Origin of the sequence: Pontibacillus salipaludis, assembly GCF_014642405.1 — a bacterium.
Classification (GTDB): domain Bacteria; phylum Bacillota; class Bacilli; order Bacillales; family BH030062; genus Pontibacillus; species Pontibacillus salipaludis.
Window position 1 is genome coordinate 26,782 of record NZ_BMIN01000001.1, and the last position, 17,033, is coordinate 43,814.

Here is a 17,033-nt window from a genome sequence, read left to right on the forward strand (position 1 = left end):
CGAGGAGGGTATCTATGACCAACAATTCGGCTCCTCATGAAGAACAATTATGGGAGAGATGGCACAAGGAACGAGATTTAGAATCTGGAGATGAGCTTGTGAAGCGATATATGCACCTTGTCATGTACCATGTGCAACGAATTGCTGCTCATCTGCCTCAAAGTGTTCATAAGGAAGATATTCGGAGTCTGGGATTAATCGGACTGTATGACGCTCTTGAAAAATTTGATGTGACACGCGACTTAAAATTTGACACGTATGCCTCATTTCGTATTAGAGGGGCCATTATGGATGGCCTTCGAAAAGAAGATTGGTTGCCTCGTTCCATTCGTGATAAATCAAAGCGTATAGAGCAAACGGCAGAACATTTAGAACAGTCCTTGCAAAGAGAAGTAACATCAAAGGAAGTTGCAAATCATTTGGGCATACCTGAACAAGAGGTGGATTCTATTGTTAAGGACACTGTCTTTGCCAATCTTTTGTCTATTGAAGAAAAACCAAAGGATACAAAAGATGAGCATAAAGAGGGGATTGGTTATTCATTGCCGGACCATAACACCATTACCCCGCATGACCAAGTTATAAAAGAAGAGAATTATAGTGACTTAGCACATGGGATAAAGAAGTTAAATGAGAAAGAACAATTGGTTGTTAGTTTGTTCTATCAAGAAGAGCTAACCTTAACGGAGATTGGGCAAGTGATGAGTCTAACAACTTCTCGTATTTCTCAAATTCACGCACGTGCACTGTTTAAATTGAGGAAGGTTCTCAAAGATACGATAAGTATGTAAACGAGGGGGGCTTTTTAATGGGGGTTATTGAGAATTTTTCAGATTATTTCACTGTACAAGTTGCTTCAGATAAAATGTTAGCAACACTTCTATTAAAGAAAGAATACCATTTAGAGCTCTCCTGTTCTAAAGGCGATCTGATCGAAACATTAAACGCTTACCATATTTCATGGGGGCTTAAAGATGACAGTCTTCAAGTTATTGCTTCCGGGGCACAAGAGGATCAATTCCCTATTGTGGTTGCTGAAGGAATACACCCGCAGCATGGTATTGACGGTAAAATACAATATGAAAAAGAGTTGTCTCAGACATTCACTTATGATGAAAAAGTAAACTTTCGTGATGTCATTAAAATTCCTTCTGTTCACGCTGGAGATGCCTTACTTACGATTCTAAACCCCACGAATGGAAAGCCTGGCAAAAACGTGACTGGGGAAGAGATTCCTCCTAAACCAGGACGTTCTGTGCTATTACGACCAGGTCAGAATGTAGAATGGAAAAAGAGTGAATCAAGAATGTACTCAACTTCAGATGGTCAACTATCAGTTGGTGACAGAAGTATTCATGTATACCCCTTATATGAAGTTCATGGTGATGTATCTATGAGAACAGGCAATATAGAGTTTGTGGGAAGCGTTGTAATTCGTGGGAACGTACCTACAGGTTATACCATTAAGGCAACGGGGGACGTTACGATTTATGGCCTCCTTGAAGGCTCAACAGTTGAAGCAGGAGGTTCAGTATACATATCAGAGGGGATTGCAGGGCATGGAAAAGGTAGTGTAAGAGCTGGAGTAGACATTAAATGTGGCTATATAAATCAGGGGAAGATAGAAGCAGGGCGGGATCTATTCGTTGAAAACTCTGTATTACATAGTGATGTAATAGCGAGAAAACATATCTATTGTCAAAAGGGAAACATCATCGGTGGGGCCCTTTCTGCTGGTTCTTCGATTGAAGCGAAAGACATCGGTAACAAAATGAATACACCTACTCAAATCTATGTTGGATCAAATAAGAAGCTGTTAGAGACTCAGCAGGAACTTGAATTCGAAAAGGATCAATTAATGGATACTTTACATAAGCTCTCGATTATCGGAGATAAATTACTTCTAAAACAAGAAAATTCTGGACTCAGCGGTAAGGAACGCATAACCTTATTGCGACAGCGTAACTCATACGAGCAAACCTATACGAGGCTTCAAGTCGTGCAAAGGGAGTTAGAAGCTTTGGTTCCTGATTACGAAGATGGAGATCAAGCTTATTTATTGACTCACGGTACATTATTTGCGTATGTGACTATTGCATTTGGAAAATACCAACGTAGGGAAAGTAGAAATTACACCAAAGCAAAAGCTACATTCAAAGATGGTGAAGTACTTATACAATCTATGGAAGATCACCCTCAATCTTCAGTTTCTGTGTAGGTAAGGAAAGGAAATTTATGATATCATATTTAATCGCCATTAGCTTTTTGTTACATGGAATTCTTCTAGTAGCCATTGTGATCTTATCTCTAAGAGTATCGAAAGCGAAGGAGCTAGAAAAACGTCAGGAACAGATAGCTAAAGAAATAGAAGATACATTTACTGCTTATTTAATTGAAATTAAAGAAGAAAACGCCAATCTTTTGAATAAACTTGAAGAAAATGGTGACAATGGTGGGAAGGTGAAGCCGGATGAGGAAACGCTAGAGGATGCTCCTTATATTTTGAATACAAGAAATGATATAAATCATTCTTATGATCAAGTAGTGGAACAAGAGGACACAGGAAGCAAAAGGGGCAACAAAAATGAGACTCCTTCCTATCAGCCTCCAGTTCCGGATGAACAAGATCACTATCAGCCATCAATTGAATCAACCGTTCTTCAAATGTATAATGAAGGTGCAACGATCGAGGAAATTGCCAAACGGTTAGATCGTGGCACAACAGAAATTGAACTTACACTGAAATTCCACTCAAGAATGTCATAATTATTCTTGCTAGGAATGATGTCGTATGATATATTTATTTTTGGTGTTAGTACACACGCTTGTCGATTCATGCGGGTGGTGCTCTGCTCAGAGTTCCGTAATGAAGATGATACAGGCGGAGGATAACAAATAACCATTAGGAGGAAACATCATGTCAGTAATTTCTATGAAACAGCTTTTAGAAGCTGGTGTTCATTTCGGACACCAAACTCGTCGTTGGAATCCAAAGATGAAGAAATATATCTTCACGGAGCGTAACGGCATCTACATCATCGACCTTCAGAAAACAGTTAAAAAGGTTGACGAAGCGTTTAACTACGTTAAGGAAGTAGCAGCGAACGGCGGTAACGTCCTTTTCGTTGGTACGAAGAAGCAAGCACAAGAATCTGTTAAGGAAGAAGCAACTCGTGCTGGTCAGTACTACATCAACCAACGTTGGTTAGGTGGAACACTTACAAACTTCCAAACAATCCGTAAGCGTATTGCTCGTCTTAAAGATATCGAGCGTATGGAAGAAGACGGTACATTCGACGTACTTCCTAAGAAAGAAGTTGTAGAACTTCTTAAAGAAAAAGAACGTCTTGTTAAATTCCTTGGCGGTATTAAAAATATGGAAAGTCTTCCGGACGTAATGTTCATTATCGACCCGCGTAAAGAGCGTATCGCTGTAGCGGAAGCTCACAAATTAAACATTCCGATTGTTGGTATCGTTGACACAAACTGTGATCCAGACGAAATCGACTACGTTATCCCTGCGAACGATGACGCGATTCGCGCTGTAAAACTTCTTACTTCTAAGATGGCAGACGCTGTTCTTGAAGCTAAACAAGGCGAAGAAACTGAAGAAGTTCAAGCTGAAGAAGCAGAAACAGCTGCTGAATAAAGAAGGTTTGAAAGGTGATAAGAGGGATTAACCTTTTATCACCTTTTTTAAAGAAAAGATAGCATAATGTTTACGTTTTACAACAAGGAAAACGCCACAAATCGTAATTGCTTTTCTTTGAAACATAATATTGAACATTTAAGGAGGATTTTATAATGGCTGTAACAGCAAAACAAGTTAAAGAACTACGCGAACAAACGGGCGCGGGTATGATGGATTGTAAAAAAGCCCTTACTGAAACTGATGGTGATATGGAAAAAGCACTTGAATGGTTACGTGAAAAAGGTATGTCTAAGGCTGCCAAAAAAGCGGACCGTATCGCTGCAGAAGGTTCTGCTTCTATCGAAGTAGACGGCAACACTGCTGTTATCTTCGAATTGAACGCAGAGACAGACTTCGTTACGAAGAATGATCAGTTTAAAGCAATGCTTTCTGAAATTGGTAAGCATCTTGTGAAACAACAACCAGCAACTGTAGAAGCGGCACTTGAGCAACCACTTCATGGTGAAGGGGAAACTCTTCAAGACTACATCACTTCTCAAGTAGCTAAAATCGGAGAGAAAATTTCACTTCGTCGTTTCGAAATTATCACTAAAGGTGATAACGACGCATTTGGCGCTTACACTCACATGGGAGGTCGCATTGGCGTACTTTCTCTTCTTGAAGGTACAACAGATGAGGCTGTTGCTAAAGACGTTGCAATGCACGCTGCAGCAGTTAACCCTCGTTACGTGACACGTGACGAAGTACCTGAAGAAGAAGTAAACGGTGAGCGTGAAGTTCTTAAGAAAGAAGCGCTAAACGAAGGTAAGCCTGAGCATATCGTTGAAAAAATGGTAGAAGGTCGTCTTAACAAGTTCTACGAAGGTATTGTTCTTACTGAGCAAGCATTCGTTAAAGACCCAGACCAAAAAGTTAAACAATATGTATCTGAAAAAGGTGCTTCCATTAAAGGCTTTGTACGTTACGAAGTTGGCGAAGGCATGGAGAAGAAAGAAGAAAACTTCGCTGAAGAAGTAATGAACCAAGTAAATAAATAAAACATGATAGCTTTAGTGGAATAGGGGACACGTGGTGTTCCCTATTTTCAAAAGCTTACATAAATGTGATATGGAGGTTATTATGACAACAGCTCACTATCGTCGTGTTGTATTAAAGTTGAGTGGAGAAGCGTTAAGTGGTGCAGAAGGATATGGGCTAGACCCAGCAGTCATTCAATCCGTGGCACGTCAAGTTAAAGAGATTTCAGAATTAGGTGTTGAAGTTGCAGTCGTTGTTGGCGGCGGAAACATATGGCGTGGAAAAGTAGGAAGCGAAGTTGGCATGGACCGTGCAACTGCTGACTATATGGGGATGCTAGCGACTGTAATGAATTCGTTAGCGATGCAAGATAGCCTTGAGAATATTGGGATTCCTACACGCGTTCAAACGTCCATTGAAATGCGCCAAGTAGCAGAACCATATATTCGTCGAAAGGCAATTCGTCATCTTGAAAAGAAACGAGTAGTGATCTTTGCTGCCGGAACAGGTAACCCTTACTTCTCAACAGATACTACTGCCGCATTACGCGCTGCTGAAATTGAAGCAGATGTCATCTTAATGGCTAAGAACAATGTAGACGGCGTCTATAATGACGATCCTAAACAAAACAAAGATGCGAAAAAGTATGACGAATTATCTTATCTCGATGTTCTTAACGAAGGATTAGGCGTAATGGATTCAACTGCCTCTTCCTTATGTATGGACAACGACATCCCACTTCTTGTATTCTCAATTACAGAAGAGGGTAATATTAAAAAAGCCGTTCTAGGCGACCAAATAGGAACTATTGTGAGGGGGAAATAAATATGCCTAAAACAGTATTACAACAAACAAAAGAACAAATGGAAGAAGCGGTTCGCGCGTTTACACGTCAATTAGCTACGGTACGAGCAGGACGTGCAAACCCATCCATCCTTGATGGTGTGAAAGTAGACTACTATGGTGCTGTAGTACCACTAAATCAATTAGCAACAATTTCTGCTCCTGAAGCACGAATGCTAGTAATTACACCATTCGACAAGTCTTCAATTAGTGAAATTGAAAAAGCTATTCAAAAAGCTGACCTTGGTCTTTCTCCATCTAGTGATGGTAATATTGTTCGTATTAATATTCCAGCGCTAAATGAGCAGCGTCGTAAAGACCTTGTTAAAGTAGTTAAGAAATATACAGAAGAAGCAAAAGTTCAGGTTCGTAATGTTCGTCGTGATTCTAACGATCAACTTAAGAAGCTTGAGAAAGATGGAGATATCACGGAAGATGAACTTCGCAGCTACCAAGATGATGTGCAAAAAGAAACAGATAAGAACATTGCTGAGATCGACAAAGTTGCTAAGACTAAAGAAGAAGAAATCATGGAAGTTTGATGTATTTCCTTGTACAATGAATGATGAACCCTCTTGCTAGAAGGGGGTTTTTCATTTTTGGGCTAGTCAAGGTGTGCAGATGATTGGCTTTCGCTAATAAGCGAAAGCCTCATTTTTCTATACATATACAATTAACGCCCCCCAAATGGAGGATCTCGCATGGTACTAAAACTTCCTTTTTTTAAAAAGAAGATGACACCGACAGAATCAATACCACTTGACCGTACTAATATTCCTAGGCATGTTGCTATTATTATGGACGGGAATGGAAGATGGGCAAAAAAACGTGGGTTACCTCGCGTGGCTGGTCATAAAGAAGGAATGGATGTTGTCAAAAAAATCGTTCGTCGTGCAACAGACTTGAACGTTGGCGTCCTAACGTTGTATGCATTTTCTACAGAGAATTGGAAACGTCCTAAAAACGAAGTAGAATTTATTATGAAATTACCTGATGAATTTCTCAACACATATTTACCAGAATTGATGGAGAATAATGTGAAAGTAGAGACCATCGGGCATATTGAAAAGCTACCTCCTCATACAAAGAAAGCTGTAGAAAACGCTAAGAAACAAACCCAAGGCAATACAGGACTTATTTTAAATTTTGCTCTTAATTATGGCGGACGTGATGAAATTGTTCAAGCCGTTCGTCAGGTAACCCAGCAGGTCATAGATGAAAAAGAAAATCCATCTACTATTTCAGAAGAGATGATCTCCTCACATCTTTACACACACCAGTTGCCAGATCCTGATTTGTTAATTCGAACGAGTGGAGAACAGCGATTGAGCAACTATCTGCTATGGCAACTTGCCTATGCTGAATTTTGGTTTACAGAAGTATTATGGCCTGATTTTGATGAAGGTCAATTCGAAAAAGCTCTCCATGATTATCAACAACGCAAGCGACGTTATGGAGGGGTATAAGGTGTTGAAATTGTTATGAAACAACGAATCGTTACGGCGATTATATTTGGTTTGTTAATCATTCCTATATTCTTTTTTGGACAACTTCCGTTTGTCATTCTTATTTATGGTTTTGCGACCATTGGTCTTGCTGAACTAATGAGAATGAGACGAATATCCCCTATCTCGTTTCCAGGGGTTGTATCTTTTGTCCATTTATGGGTGCTGTTAGCTCCTGAAGAAACATTTTCAGGAATCATTGACATGACCAAAGCAGAATTCACATTATTAGCTGTGTTTATACTTTTAGGTTACACAGTTCTTGTTAAAAACAAGTTTACTTTTGATGAAGCAGGTTTCTTACTGCTTTCTGCTGTATACGTAGGTATGGGATTTTATTATCTAATTATGACTAGAAATGTGGAAGAGTTCGGTGTTCATTATGTCTTTTTCACATTATTGCTAATATGGGCTACCGATACGGGAGCTTTCTTCTTTGGTAAAGCAATGGGGAAACGCAAGTTATGGCCACAAATTAGTCCTAAGAAAACAATAGAAGGCTCTCTTGGAGGGATATTGTTAGCTTGTGTGGTAGCTGTTATTTTCCACTTATTAGCGCCACTTGATAAATCAATGTTCGTCATAATTGCTGGGGCTGTTCTTATTGCTGTATTTGGTCAAATTGGAGATCTAGTGGAGTCAGCCTACAAACGACACTATTCAGTTAAGGACTCAGGAAAGTTATTGCCAGGTCATGGAGGAGTACTAGACCGCTTCGATAGCTTAATTTTTGTGCTCCCCATTCTGCATTTTATCCAATTTATATCATAGGATTAAATTAGCATAGGAGCGTGAGGAATGAAACATATAGCTTTGTTAGGGTCTACTGGATCGATTGGGATCCAAACCACTGACGTTATACGCAATCATCCGGAAGAATTTAATCTTTTTGCGATGGCATTTGGGCGAAACGTAGAAAAAGCTTTGCCTTTAATCAGAGAGTTTAATCCGTCCATCATCGTCGTTCAAGATGAAGAAACCAAAACAAAACTAAGCGAAGAAAATGTACAAGCAGAAATATTAGCTGGATCTAAAGGCATGAAGGAGATCGCAACACATGATCGCGTTGATGTATTGGTAAACGCGATTATGGGAAGTGTGGGGCTAGAAGCCACTCTTGGGGCTATTGAATCACATAAACAAGTTGCTCTTGCCAATAAAGAAACTCTTGTTACAGCTGGTCATCTAGTTATGGATGCTGCTAAAAGGAATCAAGTTGATATCCTACCAGTAGATAGCGAACATTCTGCTATTTACCAATGCTTAAATGGAGAGAATCGTAAGGATGTTAACAAGATCACTCTCACAGCATCTGGTGGAAGCTTTCGCGACAAGACACGTGCTGACCTTGAAGGTGTAACCGTAGAGGATGCTTTGAATCACCCTAACTGGAGCATGGGAGCTAAGATTACGATTGATTCAGCCACCATGATGAACAAAGGTTTAGAAGTGATAGAAGCTCATTGGCTTTTCGATATCTCCTATGATGATATTGATGTTATTCAACATCGCGAAAGTGTCATTCATTCTATGGTTGAATTTAAGGATAAAAGTGTAATTGCTCAATTAGGCACTCCTGATATGCGTGTTCCGATTCAATATGCGTTAACTTTTCCTAATCGACTTGAAATGCAAGAAACGAAAACGTTAAACTTAGTAGAAATAGGAAAACTTCACTTCGAAGAAATGGATTTTGATCGCTTTCCATGCTTACGAATGGCTTATGAGGCTGGAAGAGCGGGAGGAACGATGCCTACTGTATTAAACGCTGCAAATGAACAAGCTGTAGCACTTTTCCTAGAAGGCAAGATTTCTTTCCTAACGATTGAAGCGTTAATTGAACGTGCATTAGAAGAGCATGAGGTAGTCTCTAAGCCCTCTCTTGACACGATCGTAGCGGTTGATCAAGAAACACGAACAAGAATCAAATCATACGTAAAGTAAAAGGTAGGTGCTATTTTTGCCAACTGTATTAGCATTTATATTCATGTTTGGATTGCTTGTATTTGTTCATGAACTGGGTCACTTAATATTCGCTAAGCGTGCAGGCATGTTGGCTCGTGAATTTGCAATTGGATTTGGTCCAAAAATCTTCTCATTTATGAAAAATGAAACACTTTACACCATTCGCTTATTGCCAATTGGTGGGTATGTACGTGTAGCAGGAGAAGATCCTGAAATTGTAGACTTAAAGCCAGGTCACCATATTGGTCTTGAATTTGGTCAGTCTGGAAAAGTTAATCGAATTATCGTGAACAATAAGTCTAAATATCCAAATGCGAGAGTCATTGAAGTTGAACATGCTGACTTAGATCATAAGTTGATGATTCAAGGGTATGAGCTTGATGAAGATGAAAAGCTTCTATTTGAAGTTGAACCAGATGCTATGTTTGTAATGGATGAGAAAGAAACGCAAATTGCACCATACGACCGTCAATTTGCATCAAAGACAGTATCTCAACGTGCTATGCAATTATTTGCTGGTCCAATGATGAACTTTCTGCTCGCTATCATCATCTTTTATCTTCTGGCTATGATTCAAGGGGTACCTTCTAATGATTCTACCCTAGGTAAGCTAACAGAGGATGGGCCTGCTCAAGAAGCGGGGCTACAACAAGGAGATAAAGTTACTTCTGTTAATGGGGAAAACGTAGGAACTTGGGTTGAGTTTGTAGAGGTCTTACAAGGAAAACCTAATGAAACAGTAGAATTATCGATCGTTCGAGATGGAGAAAGTTTGACCGTTCCTGTAAAAACAGGAGTCATGGAACGCGGTGGTGAAGAAGTTGGAAAGATAGGAGTTTTCCAACCCAAAGAAAAATCTTTCACTACATTAGCGACATATGGGTTTACGAAAACGTATGAAATCACTACAATGATTTTGACAAACCTCGGGAAGTTGGTCACAGGTCAATTATCAATTGATCAGTTATCAGGTCCTGTAGGTATTTACAATGCAACTGATGAAGTTGTTAGTATGAGTTGGGCGAATTATATGCCATGGATTGCGATGTTAAGTATTAATCTTGGGATTATTAACCTTGTACCACTTCCTGCCCTAGACGGAGGACGTTTACTATTTGTAGGCGTCGAAGCGGTGAGGGGGAAACCAATTGAACCTCAAAAAGAGGCTATTGTACATTTCATTGGTTTTGCTCTTCTCATGTTACTCATGATTGTTGTAACGTGGAACGATATTCAAAGATTATTTTTATAAGTAAATAGAGAGACGAGGTGAACAAGGATGAAACAGAGTGAAATGCTCTTACCTACACTACGTGAAAATCCTGCAGATGCAGAGATTAAAAGTCATCAACTACTAGTTCGTGCCGGTTTCATCCGAAAAGTAGCTTCTGGTATATATTCCTTTTTACCAGCAGGTACGAAAGTATTACGAAAAGTAGAAGCGATTGTTCGAGAAGAAATGGAAAATGCGGGCGCTCTTGAAATGAATATGACGGCGCTACAGCCATCTGAACACTGGAAAGAAACAGGGCGCTGGAATACATTTGGTCCTGAGTTAATGCGGTTGAACGACCGTCACAATCGTGAATTTGCTCTAGGTGCTACTCATGAAGAAGAAGTAACAGCTATTATTCGTGATGAAGTGAAGAGTTATAAACAATTGCCATTAACGGTTTATCAAATTCAATCCAAGTTCCGAGATGAAAAACGCCCTCGTTTTGGGTTGCTTCGCGGTAGAGAATTCTTAATGAAGGATGCGTACTCCTTCCATAGTTCTAATGAAAGTCTTGATCAAGCTTATGAACGTATTTTTCAGGCTTACACGAATATCTTCACTCGTCTTGGTTTGAATTTCCGTGCTGTTATTGCTGATTCAGGTGCTATGGGTGGTAAGGACACTCATGAATTTATGGTATTATCTGAAGTTGGTGAAGATACGATCGCATACTCAGATAAAAGTAGTTATGCAGCCAATATTGAAATGGCTCCAGTTGTAGATACGTACGAAGCTTCAACTGACCAACCGAAGGAACGTGAAAAGGTCGCTACACCAAATTGTAAGACGATGGCAGAAGCTGCTAATGCACTTGGGCATTCTATCTCAGAAGGTATGAAAGCCATTATGTTTAAGATCGATGATGAAAAATTAGTCATGGTTCTTACGCGCGGAGATCATGAAGTAAACGACGTTAAGTTAAAGAATCTTTATGATGCTAGCTTAATCGATTTAGCCTCAGAAGAGGAAGTTAAAGCTGCCATTGGTGCAGGATTTGGCTCACTAGGTCCTGTTGGGGTTTCTGAAACAGTCGAAATTGTAGCAGACCATGCCGTTAAGGGTCTTGCTAATGCGACTTGTGGAGCCAACGAAGATGGATTCCATTATACAAATGTTACACCTGGGAAAGATTTTGAGGTTACCCATTACGCGGACCTTCGTTTCATCCAAGAAGGAGATCTATCTCCAGATGGTGAAGGCATGATTCAATTTGCTAAAGGAATTGAAGTAGGGCATGTATTTAAGCTTGGTCAGTTCTATGCAGAAAAAATGGGAGCTAATTTCCTTGATGAAAACGGAAAGAACCAAACACTCATTATGGGGTGTTATGGAATTGGGGTATCACGCACGTTAGCTTCAATTGTAGAACAGTATCATGATGATTCAGGTATTACTTGGCCAAAACAAGTTGCTCCTTATCAAGTTCATCTTTTAGCACTAAATGTTAAAAAAGATGAACAAAAAGAATTAGCTGAGCGTCTATATACTACCCTAAAAGATGAGGGTGTTGAAGTATTATATGATGATCGTAAAGAACGTGCAGGCGTGAAGTTTGCGGATAGCGATTTGATTGGAATTCCACTTCGTATTACAGTAGGTAAGCGAGCGGATGAAGGAATCGTTGAAAGTAAGGTTCGCTCAAGCGGTGTACAGTCTGAAGTGCATGAAAATGAACTAGTTGATCATATTAAAGAATTACTAAAAGAATTGTAAGTGGAAAATAGGTACCTTCGTCAGCGAAGGTACCTCTCTTTGCTTATGAAGGGGAGGATATATAGCATGGACCTTTCACAGATAGAAAAAATGCAGTTGCTCCTAAAGCAAATCGAAATGCCAGAGGATCTTGTGAATGAACACTTTCAAGATAGCAAGTTAACGAAATTATCAGTGCATAAGCCGACAAAAGAGTGGCACTTTTACTTTTATATCCCTAAAGTTTTACCCGCAGACGTTTATGCTGTTTTCACGACGAAGCTTTATGAAGCTTTCCATCACATTGCAACGATTACATGGTCAATTGATACAGATGATAAAAAGCTAGATGAAGATGGCATTTGTGATTACTGGTTACACTTTGTCAAATCAATACCAGATCTATCACCTGCTTATAAAGATTTATTACATGAGCAGCGTCCTCAAATTGATGGAAATAAGCTTATTTTGCATGCACGTAATGATGCGGAAGCTCATGCCTTGAAACGTCGCTTAAGCGAACCATTCCAAGCTTTCTGTAATCGTGTGGGGGCTTCTCTATATGTTCTAACGGTTGAAGTGACTTCTTCAGAGGAAGCTCTAGAACAGTTTAAGGAGCAAAAGAAGCAAGAGGATAAAGACATTGTTCAAAAGGCAATCCAGGAAAAAGAACAGCGTGCTAAGGAGAAAGATGATGATGAAGTGCTTCATGATGGTCCACTTCTCATTGGTTATAACATTAAAGATGTTCCTGAAAAAATCGAATCCATTCAAGAAGAAGAAAACACGATGGTCATCCAAGGTTATGTCTTTGATGTTGAAATAAGAGAGCTTCGTTCAGGTCGTCACCTTCTTATGGCGAAAATGACCGACTACACTGATTCAATCCAAGTGAAGATGTTCTCTAGAAGAGATGATGATGAAGAGAAGTTCCAGCGGTTGAAAAAAGGCATGTGGATTAAGGCTAAAGGTCGTGTTCAGACCGATAACTATACGAATGAATTAACCATGATGGGTTCAGATATTAATGAAGTTAAGCCTGTTGTGCGTAGAGATGAAGCTCCTGAAGGAGAAAAGCGAGTCGAACTCCATGCTCACACCACGATGAGTCAAATGGATTCTACGGTATCAGCTTCTCGTTTGGTTGAACAAGCAGCTAAATGGGGACACAAAGCTGTTGCCATTACGGACCACGCTGTCGTACAAGCATATCCAGAAGCCTATGCAGCAGGGAGCAAGAATGGTGTTAAAGTGCTTTATGGCTTGGAAGCCAATATTGTAGACGACGGGGTACCCATTGCCTATGAAGAACAAGACCGTGACCTAGCAACAGATGAATATGTTGTCTTTGACGTGGAAACGACTGGCTTATCAGCTATTTATGATACTGTTATTGAATTAGCGGCTGTAAAGATCAAAGAAGGGGAAATTATTGACCGTTTTGAGTCATTCGCTAATCCTCATGAACCTTTAAGTCAAACAACAACTGATCTTACTGGGATAACAGACGATATGGTAAAAGATGCCCCAGACCCAGATGATGTCATTAAAGATTTCCATGAATGGATGGGGAATTCTATATTAGTTGCTCATAATGCAAGCTTTGACATGGGCTTCCTAAATGCAGGGCTGAAAAAGATTGGTTACGAGAAAGCAGCCAACCCTGTCATTGATACGTTAGAGCTCGCAAGACTCGTTGTCCCACAGCTTAAGAACCACCGTCTTAATACACTTTGTAAGCAGTTTGATATTGAATTGACTCAGCACCATAGGGCGATTTATGACGCAGAAGCTACTGGGTATTTGCTGTGGAAATTATTAAAGGAAGCTCGTAAGAAAGACATTAACAATCATATGGATTTAAACAAATACATGGGAGAAGGGAACGCATATCAACGTTCTCGCCCTTCACATGCCATTTTATTAGCTCAAAATCCAACAGGTCTCAAAAACATTTACAAGCTCGTTTCCATGTCTCTTGTGAATTATTTCTACCGTGTCCCTCGTATTCCAAGGTCTGTGCTTAAAAAGTATAGGGAAGGAATACTGATTGGTAGCGGGTGTGATAAAGGTGAAGTATTTGAAGCGATGATGCAGAAGTCACAAGATGAAGCTGAGAAAGTGGCTGAGTTTTATGATTATATTGAGGTACAACCTCCTTCAAACTATTACCATCTAATCGAAAAAGACCTTATAAGAAATGAAGCTCATTTATATGATATCTTAAAAAACTTAATCAATATGGCAGATCGATTAGATAAACCGGTTGTTGCTACAGGGAACACGCACTATGTCGAAGAGCATGAGAAGATTTATCGAAAAATCCTTATTGCTTCTCAGAGTGGTAATCCCCTTAATCGCCAAACACAACCTGATGTGCATTTTAAAACAACAAATGAAATGCTAGATGATTTCTCTTTCTTAGATGAAGAAACAGCTAAAAGGGTTGTAGTAACCAATTCACAGCAGATAGCAGATTCAATCGAGGAAATCAAACCGGTTAAAGATGATCTGTACACGCCTAATATTGATGGTGCTAATGATGAAATGCGGGAAATGACCTACAATAAGGCTAAAAGTATTTATGGTGAACCTATACCTGAGCTTGTTGAAAAACGAATTGAAAAAGAACTTGATAGCATTATCGGGAACGGTTTTGCTGTTATCTATTTAATCTCACAGAAGCTTGTGACGAAATCTTTAGATGATGGCTATCTTGTTGGTTCACGTGGGTCAGTTGGTTCGTCTTTCGTAGCCACCATGACCGATATCACTGAAGTAAATCCTTTACCACCTCACTATGTCTGTAATAAATGTCAGAAATCAGAGTTCTTTACGGACGGATCAGTCGGTTCTGGTTTCGATTTACCAGAGAAAGACTGTCCTGACTGTGGTATAGCGTATAAGAAAGATGGTCAAGATATTCCGTTTGAAACGTTCTTAGGATTCAAAGGGGATAAGGTTCCTGATATTGACTTAAACTTCTCAGGAGAATACCAGCCAAGAGCACACAACTATACTAAGGTTTTGTTTGGTGAAGATAAAGTTTTCCGTGCGGGTACGATTGGTACAGTTGCAGAGAAAACAGCATACGGATTTGTTAAAGGCTACGCAGGCGACCATGAAATTCAATATAAAGGTGCTGAAGTAGACCGATTGGTGCAGGGGTGTACTGGGGTGAAACGAACAACAGGACAACACCCTGGAGGAATTATTGTTGTGCCTGATGATCAGGATATTTATGATTTCACACCTATCCAGTATCCAGCAGACGACCAATCATCTGAGTGGATGACAACACATTTTGATTTCCACTCTATTCATGACAATCTCTTGAAACTTGATATACTAGGACACGATGATCCAACAGTTATCAGGATGCTACAAGATTTAAGTGGGATTGATCCTAAAACCATCCCTACAGATGATGAAGAAGTGATGAAGATCTTTAGCGGTCCTCAAGTGTTAGGAGTAGAACCAGATCAAATTATGTGTAAAACAGGAACACTTGGTGTGCCTGAGTTTGGTACTCGATTTGTACGTCAGATGCTTGAAGATACCAAACCATCTACTTTCGCAGAGCTTGTTATCATTTCAGGCTTGTCACACGGAACGGATGTTTGGCTAAATAACGCCGATCAACTTATTAGCGACGGCATTTGTACTCTTTCTGAAGTAATCGGTTGTCGTGACGACATTATGGTCTATCTAATGCACAAAGGGTTAGAAGCTCCTACAGCCTTTACTATAATGGAATTTGTTCGTAAAGGACGTGGCTTAAAACCTGAATGGATCGACGAAATGAAAAAACACGGTGTGCCAGATTGGTATATTGAATCTTGTAAGAAGATTAAATATATGTTCCCGAAAGCACACGCAGCTGCTTATGTTCTTATGGCTGTTCGTATCGCTTACTTCAAGGTCCATCACCCAATTTATTTCTATGCTGCTTATAACACGGTACGTGCTAGTGACTTTGACATTGACACGATGGTGAAAGGGTCAGAGGCTGTACGAACACGTATTAAAGAGATTAATGGTAAAGGGTTAGACGCCACTCCTAAAGAAAAGAGTTTGTTGACGGTCTTAGAATTGTCTCTTGAAATGCAAGAACGCGGATTCTCTTTCCAAAAAGTGGACTTGTATCGCTCTGCTGCAAGCGAATTTATTGTAGACGGGAATACATTGATTCCCCCATTTAACTCTATTGATGGATTAGGGACAAACGCAGCCATTAATATTGTAAAAGCACGAGAAGATGGAGAGTTCTTATCAAAAGAAGATCTCCGAGAGAGAAGCCGTATATCTAAAACCGTTCTAGAGTATTTAGATGAGCATGGATGCTTAGAAGGATTACCTGATAAAAACCAGTTATCCTTGTTCTAACTGTTTATGAACCATGGCTTGCTAAAATTTCGTGTGTGTGGTATATTTTTGTTGGTATGACAGAAGATACGTATGAGAGTAAAAGAGTGGGGAAACCCACTCTTTCGTATTACTTCCGAATTTGACCGCCGAACGAATTCCCTGCTGTCTCAGCAGGGAATTTTAGCGTATCGGCTTATCTAGCTAGCAATTATAAAAAGGAGGGAATTCCATTGGGAAGCCAGAATGTTACGGAAATAACTGAAGAACTCATTCAACCAATCCTTGAAGACATGAACCTTGAACTTGTAGACATTGAGTTTCAACAAGAAGGGAAAAACTATTTTCTACGAGTTTACGTTGATAAAGAGGGTGGGGTTGATATTGAAGAATGCGGCCAGGTTAGCGAGCAATTAAGCGAGAAACTTGATGCTCAAGATCCCATTACCTTCCCTTACTTTTTAGAAGTATCATCACCTGGTGCTGAGCGCCCATTAAAGAAGAGAAAAGACTTTGAAAAATTCGTAAACCATAATGTGAATATAAAAGTATCGGAACATATTGATGGTGAACAAGAATTCGAAGGACGCTTACTATCCTTTGAAAATGATACAGCTTCTGTAGAAGTAACAATCAAAACACGTAAGAAAACATATGAAATACCGTTTGACAACATTGCTAAAGCAAGGTTAGCTGTCAGTTTTAATTAAAGGGGGAA

General features: G+C 39.7%; 14 protein-coding genes. All 14 read left to right on the forward strand.

The features are described 5' to 3' along the window. The first annotated feature begins 14 nt into the window (after window positions 1-14). The 14 genes from IEW76_RS00165 to rimP all read left to right on the forward strand — a co-directional run bounded on the left by IEW76_RS00165 (window position 15) and on the right by rimP (window position 17,025). On the forward strand, window positions 15-791 hold the full coding sequence (locus IEW76_RS00165) for a FliA/WhiG family RNA polymerase sigma factor (RefSeq protein ID WP_188649781.1): 777 nt from the start codon (window positions 15-17) through the stop codon (window positions 789-791). Window positions 792-808: 17 nt separating this feature from the next. Next, entirely contained in the window at window positions 809-2,218 is a 1,410-nt protein-coding gene (locus IEW76_RS00170) for a flagellar assembly protein A (protein WP_188649783.1), read from the forward strand. 17 nt (window positions 2,219-2,235) lie between these two features. After that, on the forward strand, window positions 2,236-2,766 hold the full coding sequence (locus IEW76_RS00175) for a coupling factor for flagellin transcription and translation (protein ID WP_188649785.1): 531 nt from the start codon (window positions 2,236-2,238) through the stop codon (window positions 2,764-2,766). Between the two features lie 151 nt (window positions 2,767-2,917). Continuing rightward, the gene (rpsB, locus tag IEW76_RS00180) at window positions 2,918-3,649 is read left to right on the forward strand and encodes a 30S ribosomal protein S2 (RefSeq protein WP_036778753.1); all 732 of its coding nucleotides are present in this window, start codon (window positions 2,918-2,920) and stop codon (window positions 3,647-3,649) included. Window positions 3,650-3,804: 155 nt separating this feature from the next. Further along, entirely contained in the window at window positions 3,805-4,689 is an 885-nt protein-coding gene (tsf, locus tag IEW76_RS00185; protein ID WP_188649787.1) for a translation elongation factor Ts, read from the forward strand. A gap of 82 nt (window positions 4,690-4,771) precedes the next feature. Continuing rightward, on the forward strand, window positions 4,772-5,494 hold the full coding sequence (gene pyrH, locus IEW76_RS00190; RefSeq protein ID WP_036778758.1) for a UMP kinase: 723 nt from the start codon (window positions 4,772-4,774) through the stop codon (window positions 5,492-5,494). Window positions 5,495-5,496: 2 nt separating this feature from the next. Beyond that, window positions 5,497-6,054: a ribosome recycling factor gene (frr, locus tag IEW76_RS00195; RefSeq protein ID WP_188649789.1), complete on the forward strand. Its 558-nt coding sequence runs from the start codon at window positions 5,497-5,499 to the stop codon at window positions 6,052-6,054. A gap of 159 nt (window positions 6,055-6,213) precedes the next feature. After that, window positions 6,214-6,978, forward strand: a complete 765-nt coding sequence (uppS, locus tag IEW76_RS00200; RefSeq protein ID WP_188649791.1) for an undecaprenyl pyrophosphate synthase — start codon at window positions 6,214-6,216, stop codon at window positions 6,976-6,978. 15 nt (window positions 6,979-6,993) lie between these two features. Continuing rightward, complete coding sequence (locus IEW76_RS00205; protein WP_188649793.1) at window positions 6,994-7,788, forward strand: phosphatidate cytidylyltransferase; 795 nt, start codon at window positions 6,994-6,996, stop codon at window positions 7,786-7,788. A 27-nt stretch (window positions 7,789-7,815) separates the two neighbouring features. Beyond that, the gene (gene dxr / locus IEW76_RS00210; RefSeq protein ID WP_188649795.1) at window positions 7,816-8,961 is read left to right on the forward strand and encodes a 1-deoxy-D-xylulose-5-phosphate reductoisomerase; all 1,146 of its coding nucleotides are present in this window, start codon (window positions 7,816-7,818) and stop codon (window positions 8,959-8,961) included. Window positions 8,962-8,977: 16 nt separating this feature from the next. Next, the gene (gene rseP, locus IEW76_RS00215) at window positions 8,978-10,234 is read left to right on the forward strand and encodes an RIP metalloprotease RseP (protein ID WP_188649797.1); all 1,257 of its coding nucleotides are present in this window, start codon (window positions 8,978-8,980) and stop codon (window positions 10,232-10,234) included. A gap of 27 nt (window positions 10,235-10,261) precedes the next feature. After that, on the forward strand, window positions 10,262-11,971 hold the full coding sequence (locus tag IEW76_RS00220; protein ID WP_188649799.1) for a proline--tRNA ligase: 1,710 nt from the start codon (window positions 10,262-10,264) through the stop codon (window positions 11,969-11,971). A gap of 66 nt (window positions 11,972-12,037) precedes the next feature. Beyond that, window positions 12,038-16,336: a PolC-type DNA polymerase III gene (locus tag IEW76_RS00225; RefSeq protein ID WP_188649802.1), complete on the forward strand. Its 4,299-nt coding sequence runs from the start codon at window positions 12,038-12,040 to the stop codon at window positions 16,334-16,336. A gap of 212 nt (window positions 16,337-16,548) precedes the next feature. Next, entirely contained in the window at window positions 16,549-17,025 is a 477-nt protein-coding gene (rimP, locus tag IEW76_RS00230) for a ribosome maturation factor RimP (protein ID WP_188649804.1), read from the forward strand. Window positions 17,026-17,033 lie beyond the last annotated feature (8 nt).

Excerpts from the sequence above, each read along its gene's own strand:
- uppS (WP_188649791.1), top strand. The coding sequence starts at position 6,214 with ATGGTACTAAAACTTCCTTTTTTTAAAAAGAAGATGACACCGACAGAA.
- IEW76_RS00220 (WP_188649799.1), top strand. The coding sequence starts at position 10,262 with ATGAAACAGAGTGAAATGCTCTTACCTACACTACGTGAAAATCCTGCA.
- IEW76_RS00165 (WP_188649781.1), top strand. The coding sequence starts at position 15 with ATGACCAACAATTCGGCTCCTCATGAAGAACAATTATGGGAGAGATGG.
- frr (WP_188649789.1), top strand. The coding sequence starts at position 5,497 with ATGCCTAAAACAGTATTACAACAAACAAAAGAACAAATGGAAGAAGCG.
- IEW76_RS00225 (WP_188649802.1), top strand. The coding sequence starts at position 12,038 with ATGGACCTTTCACAGATAGAAAAAATGCAGTTGCTCCTAAAGCAAATC.
- IEW76_RS00205 (WP_188649793.1), top strand. The coding sequence starts at position 6,994 with ATGAAACAACGAATCGTTACGGCGATTATATTTGGTTTGTTAATCATT.
- pyrH (WP_036778758.1), top strand. The coding sequence starts at position 4,772 with ATGACAACAGCTCACTATCGTCGTGTTGTATTAAAGTTGAGTGGAGAA.
- IEW76_RS00175 (WP_188649785.1), top strand. The coding sequence starts at position 2,236 with ATGATATCATATTTAATCGCCATTAGCTTTTTGTTACATGGAATTCTT.
- tsf (WP_188649787.1), top strand. The coding sequence starts at position 3,805 with ATGGCTGTAACAGCAAAACAAGTTAAAGAACTACGCGAACAAACGGGC.
- rpsB (WP_036778753.1), top strand. The coding sequence starts at position 2,918 with ATGTCAGTAATTTCTATGAAACAGCTTTTAGAAGCTGGTGTTCATTTC.
- dxr (WP_188649795.1), top strand. The coding sequence starts at position 7,816 with ATGAAACATATAGCTTTGTTAGGGTCTACTGGATCGATTGGGATCCAA.
- IEW76_RS00170 (WP_188649783.1), top strand. The coding sequence starts at position 809 with ATGGGGGTTATTGAGAATTTTTCAGATTATTTCACTGTACAAGTTGCT.